This window comes from Micromonospora sp. HNM0581 (assembly GCF_012726175.1).
Lineage (GTDB): Bacteria > Actinomycetota > Actinomycetes > Mycobacteriales > Micromonosporaceae > Micromonospora.
Map to the genome: position 1 here is coordinate 506,494 of NZ_JAASAD010000002.1, position 13,065 is coordinate 519,558.

The following is a 13,065-nucleotide window of genomic DNA, read 5'->3' on the forward strand; positions in this document are numbered from 1 at the left end:
CCGGGAGGTGGGCGGTGGCGATCGACGGAAGCCTGGTGCGTGACGGCTTGGTCGACGTCGACGCCTTCACCGCGGCTGCCGAGGGTGGGCCGGTGGGTGTGTGCGACGGCTGCGGCGGGCTGCTCGACGGGTCGACGCAGGACGGCGGCGGGCTGGTGTGGCTGACGATCCGCTGCCGGTCGTGCGGCGCGGAGCGGACGTCGCCGGGCGGCCGATGCCGGCCTCGTCCGGCGGGGTGGCGGCCGACGCCCCGGGCGTGGGTATTGGAGGCGGCGGCCGAGCTGGAGGCGCGGCGGCTAGGTGAGCGGCCCGCGCGGGACTAGCCCGTTCCGCCGGTCCACAGCTCGTCTCAGTGGGCTTCGGTCATCTCCTCACCCCACTACCCGATAGGCGGCGTTCGGCGATCTCCGTGGAGGGGTGGCGCCCCGTTCGTGTGACCTGTTCCACGGCCAGCGCCGTACATAAAACCTGTACGTCAGGATGTGTGCCCGCATACAATGAATATGTACACAAGGCCCCCGCTGACAAGGAGAAGCGGATGCTGACCTACGAGGAGATCCTGGAGCGCGCCCTGCTCATCGCCGCCGAGAACCTGGCCCTGGAGGAGGCCGCCGAGACGGCCGGCGACCAGCCGCTGACCGACGATGACAACGAGCCGGTCGAGGTCCGCGAGGTTCAGACGCTGGCCGACGCGGGCTTCATGACGCGGAACAACGGCATCGTGATCCGGCTGACCGACGGCCGCGAGTACACCCTGACCCTCAACCAGTACCGCTGACCGAGCCGGCGGGCGCGCACCGAGCGCGCCCGCCGCTTCCGTTCCCGGCCCGACCTGACCTGAGCGAAGGAGCCAAGAGAGATGACCACCCTGACCTGCACGCGCCGAGTGACCGTCCCGACCTTCAACGCCGAGTTCGTGCCCCAGCAGGACGGTGGGCCGCACCGACCCGGAGTCGCCGCCGCCCCGCACGAGCGTGGAGATCACGGTGTGCCTGCCGGCGTTCGTGGTCGGCGGTGTGGCCGGCGACGAGTGGACGCCGTGGTGCCTCGGCTGCGGCCGAGACATCGCCGACGGCCAGGTGACGGTGAAGCTGGGCGGGCTGCGAATGCATGAGGGCTGCGCGCGGCAGCGCCTCGACCCGACGTTCCCGCGTGCCGCGTGGATTGCCGTTGCCGAACACATCGCGGCAGCGCCGAGCCGGCACCGCGCGGCATCGGTCCGGGCGGCACTGTGGACGCTGGCGGCGATGCTGCGCGAGGCCGGCACCGACGGGGCCGGCGGCACTGCCGCCGGAACTGCCGGATAGGGCCGGCGATGGTTCACGTGGAGAACGTCGACGCGGCACTGCCGGAACGTCCGAGCAAGGGCGCGTGGGTGGTCGCCTGGTCGGCATTCGCTGCCGGCATCGGAGCCAGCCTCGCCGCGAACATCGCGCATGCCGGGGACGGCGTCGGGGCGAAGTTCGTTGCCGGCTGGCCGCCGCTGGCGCTGCTGCTGTGCTCCGAGGTGATGATGCGGGTGCCGGCACCGCGGCACCCGCTGGTGAGGGCCATGCAGATTGTCGGCACGGTGATCGTTGCCGGGGTCGCTGCCGTGGCCAGCTACCGGCACATGAAGGCGCTGGCCCTGGAGTACGGCGAGGACAGCCTGACGGCGAGCACCCTGCCGCTGTCCGTTGACGGACTGGCGCTGGTCGCGTCGATCGGGCTGGTGGTGCTCGCGCACCAGCGGCGCACGGCGATCGTCGCCGAGCGTGCCGCCGCCTGGGCTGCCGCACTGCCGCCGCCGGCCCCGGTGCCGGTGCCGATGCCGGCGGATGCGGTGCCGCCTGCCGGTGCCGACGCCTCGCCCGAACCGGTGCCGCTGCCGGACCCCGAGCCGCTGCCGGACCCGGACCCGGTGCCGCTGCCGGTGCCGGACCCCGAGCCGGTGCCGGACGCGGTGCCGCTGCCGACGAGGACGCCGGAACCCCGGCTGCCGTTGCCGCGCCTGGAACCGGTCGTGCCGCCGCACCCGTGGCCACGGCAGCAGCCGCTTCCGCTGCCGCCCGACCCGTCACCCGACCCGGCGCCGGTACCGCCGGATGCCGCGACGGAGGAACTGTGGGCTGCCGCCCGGCAGGTGTGGAAGGACTCGGCGGCAGCCGGGGCACCGCTGACCGGCCAGGCTCTCGGCAGCCGGTTCGGCAGGAGCGAGCGGTGGGGCCGGAACCGCATCAAGGAAGCGCGGGCCGAACTCGAAGCTACCGGCGACGTCGCCGGAGAACCCGACCAGCAGGACGCCCCGGTGCCGGCCGGTACCGGGGTCGTGTAGAGGAGGACAGTCAGATGGTGTCCATGGCGATGATCGCGGCCCTCCGGGCGGCGGAGTTCCCCGAGAACCCGTACGCCTGGGTGCTCACCCGGGACCGGGCGCACGAGCTGCGCGGCGGCGAGTCGGAAGTCGGGACGAGTGGGCCGGCGCAGGCAACCGACGAGATGCTGGAGCGGGCCCGCACCGAGGGCCGGTGCTTCCGGATGCTCGACGAGGGCGACATCGACGCCTGCTTGGTCGACGACGGCACAATGGTCGACCCGGACGAGCGGGGCGTCGTCTACGAAGGGCTGATCTGGACGGTGGGCGCACCGGGCGGCGGTGAGGACTTCGGGCCGCTGTACGACTTCGGGCAGCCGAACCACGGATGCCTCGACATCCAGTACCTCGACGGCGATCGGTGGGTTTCGCTGTAGTAGCGCACTGTACGGCCGCAGTGTTTGAATGTGACCGGCCTGGAGGAGTGTGGCCAGGCCGGTCACGGACCCGGTCAGGAGCACAGTCGGGGGACGGTACAGCCTGACCGGGTCCGTACTCACCGCACACAAGCAGCCCGGGGGTCTTACGAGGCCCCCGGGCTGCTGGCGTGCCGACTACAGCCCGTCAGGATCAGCCTGTACAGTGTCGCCGATGCGACAGCGATGTTCCGGAAACTCATAGGTACCTGTAGGTAGCACGGTGCTATGAGGCACTGCTAGCTTATAGGCGGGCCTCATTCGGGCCCGGCAACTGATGCGATGTTTCGGCTGGTCGGCTTGCTCCGGCCAGATCGGCACGAAAGTGCCGCGAAGCATCGACGGGGGGCAGGGGCGAAGCGGCGGAGGCGCGGGGGTCAACAGAGTGCGGTGCTACGGGTACGACGAGACAGGGCGCGAGGTCATCGAGGCTGAGGCCGTGGTGATCCGTGACGTGGTGCGGCGCACCCTAGCCGAGGAGAGTCTCCGCTCGATCGTCGCCGACCTTCGCAGACGCGAGATCGTGACGTCGGCCGGCCGCCCCTGGACCCAGCAGTCGCTGTCCCGGCTGCTGCGCAACCCGCGGCTGGCCGGGCTGCGCACCTACCACGGTGAGGTCGTCGGCAAGGGCCAGTGGGACGCCATCATCGACAAGGCCACCCACAAGAAGCTGCTGGCCCTCCTGGACGCCCCGGAGCGGAAGCAGCCGTTCGCGACGAACGTGCGGAAGTACCTGCTGAGCGGCGGGTTCCTGATGTGCGGCTATCCGCTGGAGGGCGAGGGCGACGAGGCGCATCTCTGCGGGAAGTGGCTATACACGCAGCCGAGCAACAGCGGCAAACGCGGCTACGTGTGCCGGTCCGGCAGCCCCAGCTACGGGTGCGGTCGCATCCGCATCGCGGCCGCCAGCCTCGAAGAGGAGGTCGCCGCCCGGGCGTTGGCTCGGTTGGCGTCGCCGAAGGTGCGCGCCCGGCTGACGGCGGCGTTGGCCAAGGCGCCCCTGGCCGGCGAGGACGTCGAGCAGGCGCTGGCCGCGATCGACGAGCGGTTGGTGGAAGCCGGCCAGGAGTACGCGCGACGCCAGATCAGCCTGGTGACACTCAAGGCGATCGAGGACGAGGCCAAGCAGGAACGCAGGAGCTTGCAGGAGGCGCAGGCTCAGGCGACGCGGCTGCGGTCGCTGCCGGCGACCACCCCCGAGGGACTGGCCGAGTGGTGGGTGGATGCCCCGCTGGAGCGGCGGCGGGAGCTGTTGGCGCTGGTGCTGGACCGGATTGTGGTGCGGCCGGCGACCCGGCCCGGGGTGACGCATCTCGACGCGGACCGGCTGGAATTCGTCTGGAAGTAGGTGTCCGGCCCGGTGTGATTGTTGCACCGAGACGGCGGAAACTTCCGTTCGTTCGGTTTGAAGCCCTCGACCTGATCGGCTGTTAAGGCTGTTGCGGATTGTTGTCGAAGGTTTACGATCTCTGTCACTCGCTTTCTTAACAGCGGCTTAAGCCCTCCGCGAGGGTGTGGGGTCGCAGTGCCATCGTTGGCACATCGAGGTAAGACGGGGGGCATCATTTTGCCGCGCAGGCGGAAGATCGAGATTCTGACGTTAGCGCAACGGATCGAGGCCGAGGTTGCGTCCGGGCGCGTCGACGATGTCGAGATGAGCGACGAGCAGGTGTGGCGAGTGGCGGGGTTGTTGCTGCCGCCGGCCCCGAAGCCGCCGGCGCTGCCTGCCCGTTCGCGTCAGAGCGTCAACCGGCGAGTCGGTCAGCTGGTGTCGCGGGGCGCTGCGGTGGTCGCCCAAGTGCCGCTCACGGTCTCGGCGGCGGCGTGGGTGCCTTTCATCTGATCCCACGGCATACACAAAATATTGACGGCAAGATCGTCTTCGCATACAATGAATATGTACGATAAGCGTACACCGTTCACTGTGGAGGAAGTCGATGGTTGCGACCGCGCCGGCCAAGAAGCCGACCCTGCGGACGATTCCCGTCAGCAAGATCGAGGCGGACCCGGACCAGCCCCGCAAGCAGTTCACCGAGGAGGAGCTGACCGAGCTGGCGGCGTCGATGACCAAGCTCGGCCAGCTCCAGCCGGTCGCCGTCCGCAAGACGGGCAAGCAGGGCCACTACCGCCTGGTCGTCGGCGAGAGGCGCTGGCGGGCCGCCCTCCAGGGCGGCATCGAGAGCCTGGCCGCGATGGTCTGGGAGATGGACGACGAGGCGGCGTTCATCGCGCAGGTCGCCGAGAACGTCAACCGGCAGGACATGACGCCGATGGAGGAAGCCGCCGCCTACGCGCGCCTCGCCGACGCCGGCTGGGAGACGCGGGCGATCGCCGAACTGTTCGGCAAGAGCGAGCCGTACATCGGATGGCGGATCGACCTGCTCGGGCTCATCGACGACGCGAAGCAGCTCGTCGCCAAGGGGCAGCTGCAGGTGGGCGTCGCCTGGTACGTGTGCCGCCTGTCGCCCGACCAGCAGCGGCGGTTCCTGGTCAAGTGGGCGCGCGGCGAGTTCTCCTCGGCGCGGGACGCCGAGGCGTTCGCCAAGGCGTGCAAGGCGGCCGAGGAGCAGGCCGAGTTCTTCCAGCTCGACAAGGAAGAGCACAGCGAGGAGGCGCAGGCGAAGGTCGCCGAGGAGCGCAAGAAGGTGGTGAGCAAGATCGAGCGGTTGGACGCGGCCGGGAAGATCCTGCACGAGCTGGCGCAGATGGACGCCGAGGAGCTGGCGCGGCTGCTCGCCGGCGCGGAGGGCGGCGTGGCCGGGCACCGGCAGCGCGTCGACGACCTCCGCTCGCTCGCGGGCAAGGTGTCGTCGAAGCTGCGCAAGGCGCAGGCTCTGGCCGCCGCGGTCACCGTCGAACTGGCACCCGAGGCCGTCGTGGCAGTCCCGGCGGAGGTCGTCGACGTGACGTCGGTCGGCCCGGCGAAGGTGGACCCGAACTGCACCTGGGAGGGCCACGCCGACGCGGTGCAGGAGGCCGGGATGTGCCCGGTGTGCCAGCACTGAGCGTGCCACGATGCGGCGCCCCGCGCGGATGCGCGGGGCGTTCGTGCCGTCCGGGCCAACCCTGTCCGGGCGCCCGCGGGAGTGCGTATGCTCCGGGCGTGGAGGCCCGGGGAGCCGTGAGCTGTACGGCCGCAGTTTGACCGTAGTATCCGACTAGAATACAATGTTTATGTATCACTCTCGGCTGTTGGAGGCGATCGGCGCGTGCAGCGTGGTCACGGTCCTGTGGGCCTGGCCCCTGCCGCACGAGCCGGCCGCCCTCCAGCAGGCGATGCGACAAGCGCAGGCCGAGCTCTACCAGCAAGCGCGGATGCTGGACGCGGTCCCGCTCGGGCCGGCGACCTACCGGGTCGCCCTCTGGGCGGTGTTCGACACCCACGTCGGCCCGGCGCTCGTCGCGGAAGTGAAGGCAGCTCGACTGCCGGAGGAACCGAACAGAGAGGGGACAGCTGTGCCCGCAAGGTATACGGCCGCAATGAGCCACTGCGGCCACCGATTGCCGCGAGGAGGGCTCGCGTGAGGTCGATCGAGGAGATCGAGGAGGACGCCCGCCAGGTCAAGGCGGCCCTGCCCGGCTACGCCGCGATCCGCGACGTGGCCACCGCAGCGCTGACCGGGATGGCGGAAGACCTCGGCCTGGACCTGGAGGATCGGGACGTCCGCGACCTGGCCACCGCCGTGGTCGACGCGATCCACAAGCCGGCCGAGCTGCAAGGCATCTCGTTCGCCTGCACCGTCGCCGACATGGAGGTGGCCGCCAACGACCGGTGGCTGCTCAAGCCGGCGAGAGAGAAAGCCGCGAGCGACCCCGACGCTCGCAAGACGCTGCCCTACCTGGAGCAGTACGCCGAAGGCGTCATGAAGGTCCGCAACGAGCTGGTCGAGCGGCTGGCCCGGGTCGGCCGCCAGTGGATGGCGGAGCGGCGGCCGGCGGCGGTCGCGGCGCTACCCGCGCCGGCCGAGGCCCGAGCCGAGACGATGGCGGCGGCATGATCGGGCCCGTCGTCGCCGTACCGCAGCTCGACCCGGAGCAGGCCGCCCGCGTCCGGGCGGCGTGGGAGCAGCTGCGCCGGCAGATCGCCGAAGCCGTCGAGGCGCTGCGGGAGCTGTTCCGCCAGTTCGGTGCCGCCCTCCGTCGCGCCCTCGCCCCGCTGGTCCGCTTGACGGACCAGCGGCGGGTGCGGCTGCGGGTGATGCACCTCGCGTACCGGAGGCGGCTGCGGAACCGGCGGCGGGGCCGGTAGTGGCCGGCACGGAAGCGGAAACGGCGCGGGACCGGGCGTTGGCCCGGGCCCGCGCCACCCGGCGTGAGACGGGAGCCGAGCTGCCCCCGCGACACCGCCGGCCGCCCGCACCGCCGCCGCCGGCCGCCGCGCCGGTCACCGACAGCGTGGCGGCCCTGGCCACCCGGTACCTCGTCGACGGCTACACGCCCGAGGACGTGGCCGAGCGGTTCGGGGTCGACCGCGGCTGGTGCCGGGCGATCGCCGCCCGAATGCGAGGGAGGAGGTAGCCGATGCCTGACCAGGTGCCGGCCAGCCCCGACGAGGAACCCGTCGAGTGCGAGGACTGCGGACGCCCGGTGTGGACGAAGCGCGCCCGCATAGAGCGGGTGGGACCGAAGTGCCGCCGCAAGCGGCTGGAGTTGATGGGAGGAGCAGCATGGCGACGATCGTCAGGCTCGGGAACCAGCTGATCACGCCGATGGTGGAGGCGAAGGCGGTCCTACCGCTCCCGCTGCCACCGGACGCCGCACCGGCCGGCGACGGCGAGGTCATCGAGCTGGAGCTGCTGACCATCCAGGGCCCCCCGTCGGTGGTCGCGTCCGCTCTGGACGCCCTGGCCTCGCACCTGGACGACCTGGTCCCGACGATCGGGACGCTCTACGACGACCACCGTGCAGAGCCCAATGGGGGATGAGTTGCAGCTGTTCACGAACCGCTACCAGCGGTTCCAACCCGACCAGGGGGCGCCGGTCCGCACGACCGTCGGCGCTCCCCGGTTCCCGTTGCCGTACGACCTGGCCGGGTACGCCCGGCTCCTCGCGCCGACCTACGGAATGCTCAAGATGGCCGAGGGCCCGTACCGGCACATCTATCTGGAGCGGCTGGAAGCCGCCGGCGTTGACCTGATCTCCGAGCAGCTTGCCGAGATCGCCGACTACGCCGGCACCGATCGGCTCGTCCTGCTCTGCTTCTGCGACCTGTCTGTGCCCGCGCCGGACAACTGGTGCCACCGGCGCATGTTCGCCGCCTGGTGGGAAGAGCAGACGGGCCGCGAAGTCCACGAACTGGCCGAGCGGCGCGAACCGCCGGCCCCGACCTTGTTCGACTGACCGAAGGAGTTCACGTGGAAATGACTCTTGACCGGCCGCCCTCCGAGACGGGCGCACCCCTCGACCTCGACATCGACCTGCAACCCGGCGAGTCCGGGTACTTCTCCGGGGAATGGCTGGAGTACCCATACGACGGCGGCCGCCGTTTCGAGTCGGCGTACGCCGGCACGCTGATCCGCCGCTGGGAAGGCTGGGCGGTGTGGGAGTGCACCCGCGAGGTTGCTGAGGGGATCGTCGCCGACCAGGAGGCCGCCCGCCGGCACCTGCGCGCGACCCTCCAGGCGGAGGGCACCGTCGAGCCGAGACTGACCAGAATGGTCGACGCCGACGTGCCGGAGATGCGGTGGGATGGCGACGTGATCATGGTAGACCGGCGTCCGTACGGTGAGGACGAGCCGGAGCTGCGGATCGCGCCCGACGAGCGCGGCATGTACGTGGTGATGGGCGGCAACTGGATGTGGGAGGAAGTCCCGGTCGACGCCGCTGACACCGTGTACGGGTCCGTGGCACTGTAGCCGTACAGGTGGGGCCGGTCCGCTGGGCCGGCCCCTTCCGCTTGGGCAAGATCAACGGTGATCCCGGCGGGATCACCGGCGGGAACAGCGGGCTACAAGCGGCTACAAGCGGGCACGAGTAGACACAAGCTGAGCAGGGCCGATAGGATCGCCGCAGGTCAGCGACCCGAGCCGTGGGGGTTCAATCCCCCCTCGGACACCAGTTTTGGTGGAGCTTCACCAGGCGTGAGCCAGATTCGATTCCGCACTGGTATCTGACTCGGCCCTCCTCGGCGAGCTGCTCGGTCGGGTCGACCTGCGCGAGCTGCTCGACGCGGAGGTGCTCGCCGAGACTGCCCCGCATACCTGCGATACCGCATGATCGTGGGCGTCGGCGGGCCGTACATGGCCGTCGGCGCGTTGCGGCGCTTTTGCGGTTGGGTCGGTCATGACACCAACCCGCTGCCGCGACCGCGAGCGACTCATCGGCGTGCTCATTCCGGTCCCGCTTCCCGATAGACCGCGCCCCGGTTCGGCGCCGATGCCGGCGCTGCCCACACCCCGTTCACCAGCGGCCGCCTCACGGGACGAGGTCTTGATCGGTATGGCGCGTCCGGACCGATCCGGGCGGGTGACCGAACGCGGCCTGATGGGGGCGTTGCGCTGGTCGTCGGGCCACCGTATCGACATCTACCCACAGCGGGGAATGCTGGTGATCGCGTCAGCGCCAGCCGGACAACACGCGGTGGGTAGCCGAGGGGAGTTGCCGTTACCGGCCAGCGTGCGGCAGATGTGCGCGATCCTGCCGGGGCAACCGCTGCTGCTCGCCGCCCTGGTCGCCCATGATCTGCTGGTGATCCATCCGGCCAGTAGCGTCGCACGGCTGCTGGCCGACCTTCACACCCAGGTGATCGGTGGTCGTCGTGTCGGCTGATCCCGCCCGTGTCGCTACTGCCCGGCAGATGCTGGCCCATCTGGGTGTCACCCTCGCCGATCTGCAGGCCGAGCCCGGTCCGGGCCTGCCGACGCTGGCCGAGTACCTGCCCCAGGTTGTCGCCGCGGCCGGACCGGGCACCCGCCGCACATATGGCACCTACTGGCAGCGGATGGCCGCCGTGTGGGGCGACCGCCCGTTGGACGCGGTCGCGGCCAGCGACATCGAGGCCCTGCAGCGACAGGCCGCAGCGACCGCCCGGTCACGGCGTAACAGCCGCAGCGGTCGTCACGCCGGCGAGCTCGTGATCGCCGCTGCCCGCGCCATCTACAACCGGGCTATCGCCGACGGGCTCATCGACGCCGCTGCCAGCCCCGCCCACCGGGTGGTCAAGCCCCGCCGACTACCGAGCACCCGCCGCGCCCTGACCCCCGACGAACTGGAGGAAATCAACCTCGCTGCTCGTACCAGCGGCAACGACGTCATCCTCGACGCCCTGCTGCTGCGTCTGCACACCGAGACCGCCTGCCGCCGTGGCGGCGCCCTCGCGCTGCGACTGGCCGACCTGAACACAGACCGCGGGCTGGTGCGACTGACCGAGAAGGGCGCCACCCTGCGCTGGCAACCCATCACGCTCGACCTGGCCGCTCACCTCGACGATCACGCCCGCATCCGTGGCGCGGTCTTGCCCACCGACCGGCTGTTGCGTTACCGCAATGGTCGGCCGATCACCAGCCGCCGCTACGACCACCTGTGGAAACGCATCGGCGAACAGCTTCCGTGGGTGGCCGCCCAGGGCATCTCCACCCACTGGCTACGCCACACCACCCTGACCTGGGTCGAACGCCACTACGGCTACGGCATCGCCCGCGCCTACGCCGGACACACCGACTCCACCGGCCCAGCCACCACCACGTACATCAAAGCCGACCTGCAAGCAGTCGCCACCGCACTGGCCGCCATGACCGGCCAACCACACCCGCTCGCCCACACTCGGAGGTGATGCCAATCGCCGACGTGGAAGCCCACGTTTGCGGGATACCTGCCGGCCAACAGCCTCACCAACCTCGGCCACGTTCACCAAAGCCCTCTTCCGAGGGCGATTCACGTACTTTGTGTGTTGGGCAGTGAGGGCTTCCACTCGGCCGGGCGGGCGACGTCGTCGTGCTGGCCGGGCACGTCGCGGTGCGCCATCAATCAGCGAGCGGATTCCGCCCAGACGTGGGCGCCCGTCACCTCGACGCCCGGCACCTTTGCCAGTAGTCGATCGGGATCGGCCAGGCTGGTGATGCTGCGGAGTAGGTCGTCCCCGAGTTCTGCGGCAGCACTCTCGAGATCGTCCTCTTCGTCGTCCCAGTCGATGTTCGCGGCGCGCAGGTGCTGGACGGCGAGTTCGGTGATCGCGGCGGGGTCGTCGACACGGACGGTGAGGCGGCAGTGAACCTGCACCGTCGCGGATTGCGGCGTCGTCATGTGTTGATGCTCCCATGATCGGTGCCGGGATGGCGTGCCGCCTCACTCGGAGGATGAAAGAGCTGGTCAATGCATCGGGCAACTGAGATATATAAGATACTTAACAGATCGAAGCGATGTCGCGCAACCCTCGACCCTCCGTGTTGACGCATAGGTGCAGGTCAGCCACGGGTGACGGCTTAGTCACCCAGACTTCACTTGATCGATACGGAGCGTGCTGTTTCACTTACCGGGTCGGAGCGAGTCATCGCTACCAGATCGACGGGGGTTGGCGCCCGGACGTCGTGCTGGATCGCTTCAACACATCCATCCTGTCCGTCCACATTGGAGGCGATGTTGCTCCGCTCCCGTTCCCTGGTCGTGCCGGCCGCAGCGACGCTGCTGCTGGCTGGCCTCGCCGCGCCGGCCGCTCCGCCGGCACAGGCGGCCCCTCCACCCAGCGCCGTACCAAAACCGCAGCAGTACGCGACCGAGGCCGCCGACGTCATGTCCGCACGTGTGCTGGCCAGGCTCTCCGGCAAGCGCGTCGAAGCCCTCTCCGAACGCGACGAGTCCGCCACCACGTGGGTCAACCCTGACGGATCACTGACCTCCGAACTGTCCTCCGGGCCGATCCGCTTTCAGCGCGACGGCAAGTGGGTCGACGTCGACCTCACCCTCGAACCTGCCGCTGACGGCAGCATCATCCCCAGGGCCCACCCAGAGGGACTGCGGCTCGGCGGGGCCGGCGGCACGCGGGCGCGGTCGATGGCCGAAACCCGCACCGCCAAGGCCCGCACCCTGGCCACCATCGGCGAAGGCGACCAACAAATCACACTGCAGTGGAAGGGTGGACTGCCGAAGCCAGACGTGGACGGCACCACCGTCACCTACCCCAACGCCGTGCCGGGCGCGGACGTGGTGGTGGAGGCGACCCGTACGGGCTTCGAGCAGTACACGGTAATCAAAGAGCGTCCGGCGACCAGCGCCTACTCGTACACGTTGCCGTTGCGTGCCCGCGGCCTGACGGTGACCGAGCAGGCCGACGGGAGCCTGGTCTTCACCGACGCTCGCAAGCGCAAGCGTGCCGTCATGCCGGCCCCGATGATGTGGGACGCCCGCACAGACCCGCTTTCCGGTGAGCACACCAACCGCGCGCCGGTCGGCCTCGACGTGGTGAAGCGCGGCGACACCGTAGACTTGGTCCTCACCCCAGATCCGGCCTTTCTCGCCGACCCGGCGACGGTCTACCCGGTCACAGTGGATCCGACGACGGCCGCGCTCGGCAACGTCTTCGACACCCGTGTGCAGCAGGGCGAGACCGTCGACTGGTCAGCCGATACCGAGCTCTACTGGGGCAACCCCGGCACCACCAACGCCGACGGCAGCACCCGGTACGCGCGCGCCTTCATTACCTGGAACACCGCGCCGATTGCCGACTCCATCGTGATGGACGCCAAGGTCAGCCTTTACAACTTCCACTCCGGCGACACCGGCTGCACGGCGCAGACTTGGCAGATCTGGGACACCACGGCGCCGTCGACTGCGTCGCGCTGGGCCAACCAGCCGACCTGGAACGAGTTGTTTGCCAGCCCCACGCAGACCAAGGGCCGATCCGAGTGCGGCGGCGACGGCTGGATCACCGGCGACGTGACCTCAATGGTCTCCTTCTGGGCCGGCGCCAAGTACGCGCGCTCCCACATGGGCCTGCGCGCACCCTCGGCAGCGACCGCCGAGTGGAAGCAGGTGAACTCCGGCAACGCGGCCACCAATGTGCCAAAGCTGACGGTCACCTACAATTATCGCCCGCGCACCGGCACGAAGCAGGAGGCTGGCCCGCCCTACTTCTCCTACGGCGGCGCCTACACGGTAAACACCACCACGCCGATGCTGCGCGACACCTTTGTCGACTCCAACGGTGACAAGGTTCAGGCCACTTTCCAGGTGTACGACACCCCTGGGGTTGACCCGGTTTGACGGACAGGGTCGGTAAGTTGATCTCACGCTACCTTGCTCGTTGGCCTGCGGGAATAGGCCGTCGCCTCATACTCGGCCGGGCTCATGTAGTCCAGGGTG

At 69.9% G+C, this 13,065-nt stretch carries 19 protein-coding genes; 18 read left to right on the forward strand and 1 reads right to left on the reverse strand.

What is annotated here, in order from left to right; translation table 11 throughout:
• The first annotated feature begins 14 nt into the window (after positions 1-14).
• From HCA58_RS05210 to HCA58_RS05290, 17 genes are all read left to right on the forward strand, one after another.
• Complete coding sequence (locus HCA58_RS05210; RefSeq protein ID WP_169596588.1) at positions 15-323, forward strand: hypothetical protein; 309 nt, start codon at positions 15-17, stop codon at positions 321-323.
• Positions 324-538: 215 nt separating this feature from the next.
• Positions 539-778 (forward strand): hypothetical protein, encoded by a 240-nt coding sequence (locus HCA58_RS05215; protein ID WP_169596589.1) that lies wholly within the window; start codon positions 539-541, stop codon positions 776-778.
• A gap of 154 nt (positions 779-932) precedes the next feature.
• A complete protein-coding gene (locus HCA58_RS05220; RefSeq protein ID WP_169596590.1) occupies positions 933-1,307 on the forward strand; it encodes a hypothetical protein in 375 nt (124 codons plus the stop codon).
• An 8-nt stretch (positions 1,308-1,315) separates the two neighbouring features.
• A complete protein-coding gene (locus HCA58_RS05225) occupies positions 1,316-2,314 on the forward strand; it encodes a DUF2637 domain-containing protein (RefSeq protein WP_169596591.1) in 999 nt (332 codons plus the stop codon).
• Positions 2,315-2,337: 23 nt separating this feature from the next.
• On the forward strand, positions 2,338-2,730 hold the full coding sequence (locus HCA58_RS05230; RefSeq protein WP_169596592.1) for a hypothetical protein: 393 nt from the start codon (positions 2,338-2,340) through the stop codon (positions 2,728-2,730).
• 424 nt (positions 2,731-3,154) lie between these two features.
• The gene (locus HCA58_RS23810) at positions 3,155-4,117 is read left to right on the forward strand and encodes a recombinase family protein (RefSeq protein ID WP_169596593.1); all 963 of its coding nucleotides are present in this window, start codon (positions 3,155-3,157) and stop codon (positions 4,115-4,117) included.
• A gap of 306 nt (positions 4,118-4,423) precedes the next feature.
• A complete protein-coding gene (locus HCA58_RS05240; protein ID WP_169596594.1) occupies positions 4,424-4,612 on the forward strand; it encodes a hypothetical protein in 189 nt (62 codons plus the stop codon).
• A gap of 94 nt (positions 4,613-4,706) precedes the next feature.
• Positions 4,707-5,774, forward strand: coding sequence for a ParB/RepB/Spo0J family partition protein (locus HCA58_RS05245; protein ID WP_169596595.1), 1,068 nt, complete (start codon positions 4,707-4,709; stop codon positions 5,772-5,774).
• Positions 5,775-5,961: 187 nt separating this feature from the next.
• A complete protein-coding gene (locus HCA58_RS05250) occupies positions 5,962-6,294 on the forward strand; it encodes a hypothetical protein (protein ID WP_169596596.1) in 333 nt (110 codons plus the stop codon).
• A complete protein-coding gene (locus HCA58_RS05255; RefSeq protein WP_169596597.1) occupies positions 6,291-6,767 on the forward strand; it encodes a hypothetical protein in 477 nt (158 codons plus the stop codon). The genes HCA58_RS05250 and HCA58_RS05255 overlap by 4 nt, the downstream gene beginning before the upstream one ends.
• Positions 6,764-7,018, forward strand: a complete 255-nt coding sequence (locus HCA58_RS05260) for a hypothetical protein (RefSeq protein WP_169596598.1) — start codon at positions 6,764-6,766, stop codon at positions 7,016-7,018. The genes HCA58_RS05255 and HCA58_RS05260 overlap by 4 nt, the downstream gene beginning before the upstream one ends.
• Positions 7,018-7,287, forward strand: coding sequence for a hypothetical protein (locus HCA58_RS05265; RefSeq protein ID WP_169596599.1), 270 nt, complete (start codon positions 7,018-7,020; stop codon positions 7,285-7,287). The genes HCA58_RS05260 and HCA58_RS05265 overlap by 1 nt, the downstream gene beginning before the upstream one ends.
• Before the next feature lie 149 nt (positions 7,288-7,436).
• Complete coding sequence (locus HCA58_RS05270) at positions 7,437-7,694, forward strand: hypothetical protein (protein WP_169596600.1); 258 nt, start codon at positions 7,437-7,439, stop codon at positions 7,692-7,694.
• Positions 7,684-8,109 (forward strand): hypothetical protein, encoded by a 426-nt coding sequence (locus HCA58_RS05275; RefSeq protein ID WP_169596601.1) that lies wholly within the window; start codon positions 7,684-7,686, stop codon positions 8,107-8,109. The genes HCA58_RS05270 and HCA58_RS05275 overlap by 11 nt, the downstream gene beginning before the upstream one ends.
• Before the next feature lie 14 nt (positions 8,110-8,123).
• A complete protein-coding gene (locus tag HCA58_RS05280) occupies positions 8,124-8,624 on the forward strand; it encodes a hypothetical protein (RefSeq protein ID WP_169596602.1) in 501 nt (166 codons plus the stop codon).
• A gap of 583 nt (positions 8,625-9,207) precedes the next feature.
• Complete coding sequence (locus tag HCA58_RS05285; RefSeq protein WP_169596603.1) at positions 9,208-9,537, forward strand: AbrB/MazE/SpoVT family DNA-binding domain-containing protein; 330 nt, start codon at positions 9,208-9,210, stop codon at positions 9,535-9,537.
• Positions 9,527-10,540, forward strand: coding sequence for a site-specific integrase (locus HCA58_RS05290; protein ID WP_346775868.1), 1,014 nt, complete (start codon positions 9,527-9,529; stop codon positions 10,538-10,540). The genes HCA58_RS05285 and HCA58_RS05290 overlap by 11 nt, the downstream gene beginning before the upstream one ends.
• 194 nt (positions 10,541-10,734) lie before the next feature.
• Here the strand turns inward: HCA58_RS05290 and HCA58_RS05295 are convergent, their stop codons facing one another.
• Positions 10,735-11,010, reverse strand: a complete 276-nt coding sequence (locus HCA58_RS05295; protein WP_169596604.1) for a hypothetical protein — start codon at positions 11,008-11,010, stop codon at positions 10,735-10,737.
• 360 nt (positions 11,011-11,370) lie between these two features.
• On the opposite strand from HCA58_RS05295, the gene HCA58_RS23975 reads away from it, so the two are divergent.
• Complete coding sequence (locus tag HCA58_RS23975) at positions 11,371-12,966, forward strand: DNRLRE domain-containing protein (protein WP_205807536.1); 1,596 nt, start codon at positions 11,371-11,373, stop codon at positions 12,964-12,966.
• The last annotated feature ends 99 nt before the right edge of the window (positions 12,967-13,065 follow it).

Coding starts and splice junctions, on each gene's coding strand:
- HCA58_RS05230 (WP_169596592.1), top strand. CDS start 2,338: ATGGCGATGATCGCGGCCCTCCGGGCGGCGGAGTTCCCCGAGAACCCG.
- HCA58_RS05295 (WP_169596604.1), bottom strand. CDS start 11,010: ATGACGACGCCGCAATCCGCGACGGTGCAGGTTCACTGCCGCCTCACC.
- HCA58_RS05225 (WP_169596591.1), top strand. CDS start 1,316: ATGGTTCACGTGGAGAACGTCGACGCGGCACTGCCGGAACGTCCGAGC.
- HCA58_RS05275 (WP_169596601.1), top strand. CDS start 7,684: ATGGGGGATGAGTTGCAGCTGTTCACGAACCGCTACCAGCGGTTCCAA.
- HCA58_RS05260 (WP_169596598.1), top strand. CDS start 6,764: ATGATCGGGCCCGTCGTCGCCGTACCGCAGCTCGACCCGGAGCAGGCC.
- HCA58_RS05240 (WP_169596594.1), top strand. CDS start 4,424: ATGAGCGACGAGCAGGTGTGGCGAGTGGCGGGGTTGTTGCTGCCGCCG.
- HCA58_RS05245 (WP_169596595.1), top strand. CDS start 4,707: ATGGTTGCGACCGCGCCGGCCAAGAAGCCGACCCTGCGGACGATTCCC.
- HCA58_RS05285 (WP_169596603.1), top strand. CDS start 9,208: ATGGCGCGTCCGGACCGATCCGGGCGGGTGACCGAACGCGGCCTGATG.
- HCA58_RS05270 (WP_169596600.1), top strand. CDS start 7,437: ATGGCGACGATCGTCAGGCTCGGGAACCAGCTGATCACGCCGATGGTG.
- HCA58_RS05215 (WP_169596589.1), top strand. CDS start 539: ATGCTGACCTACGAGGAGATCCTGGAGCGCGCCCTGCTCATCGCCGCC.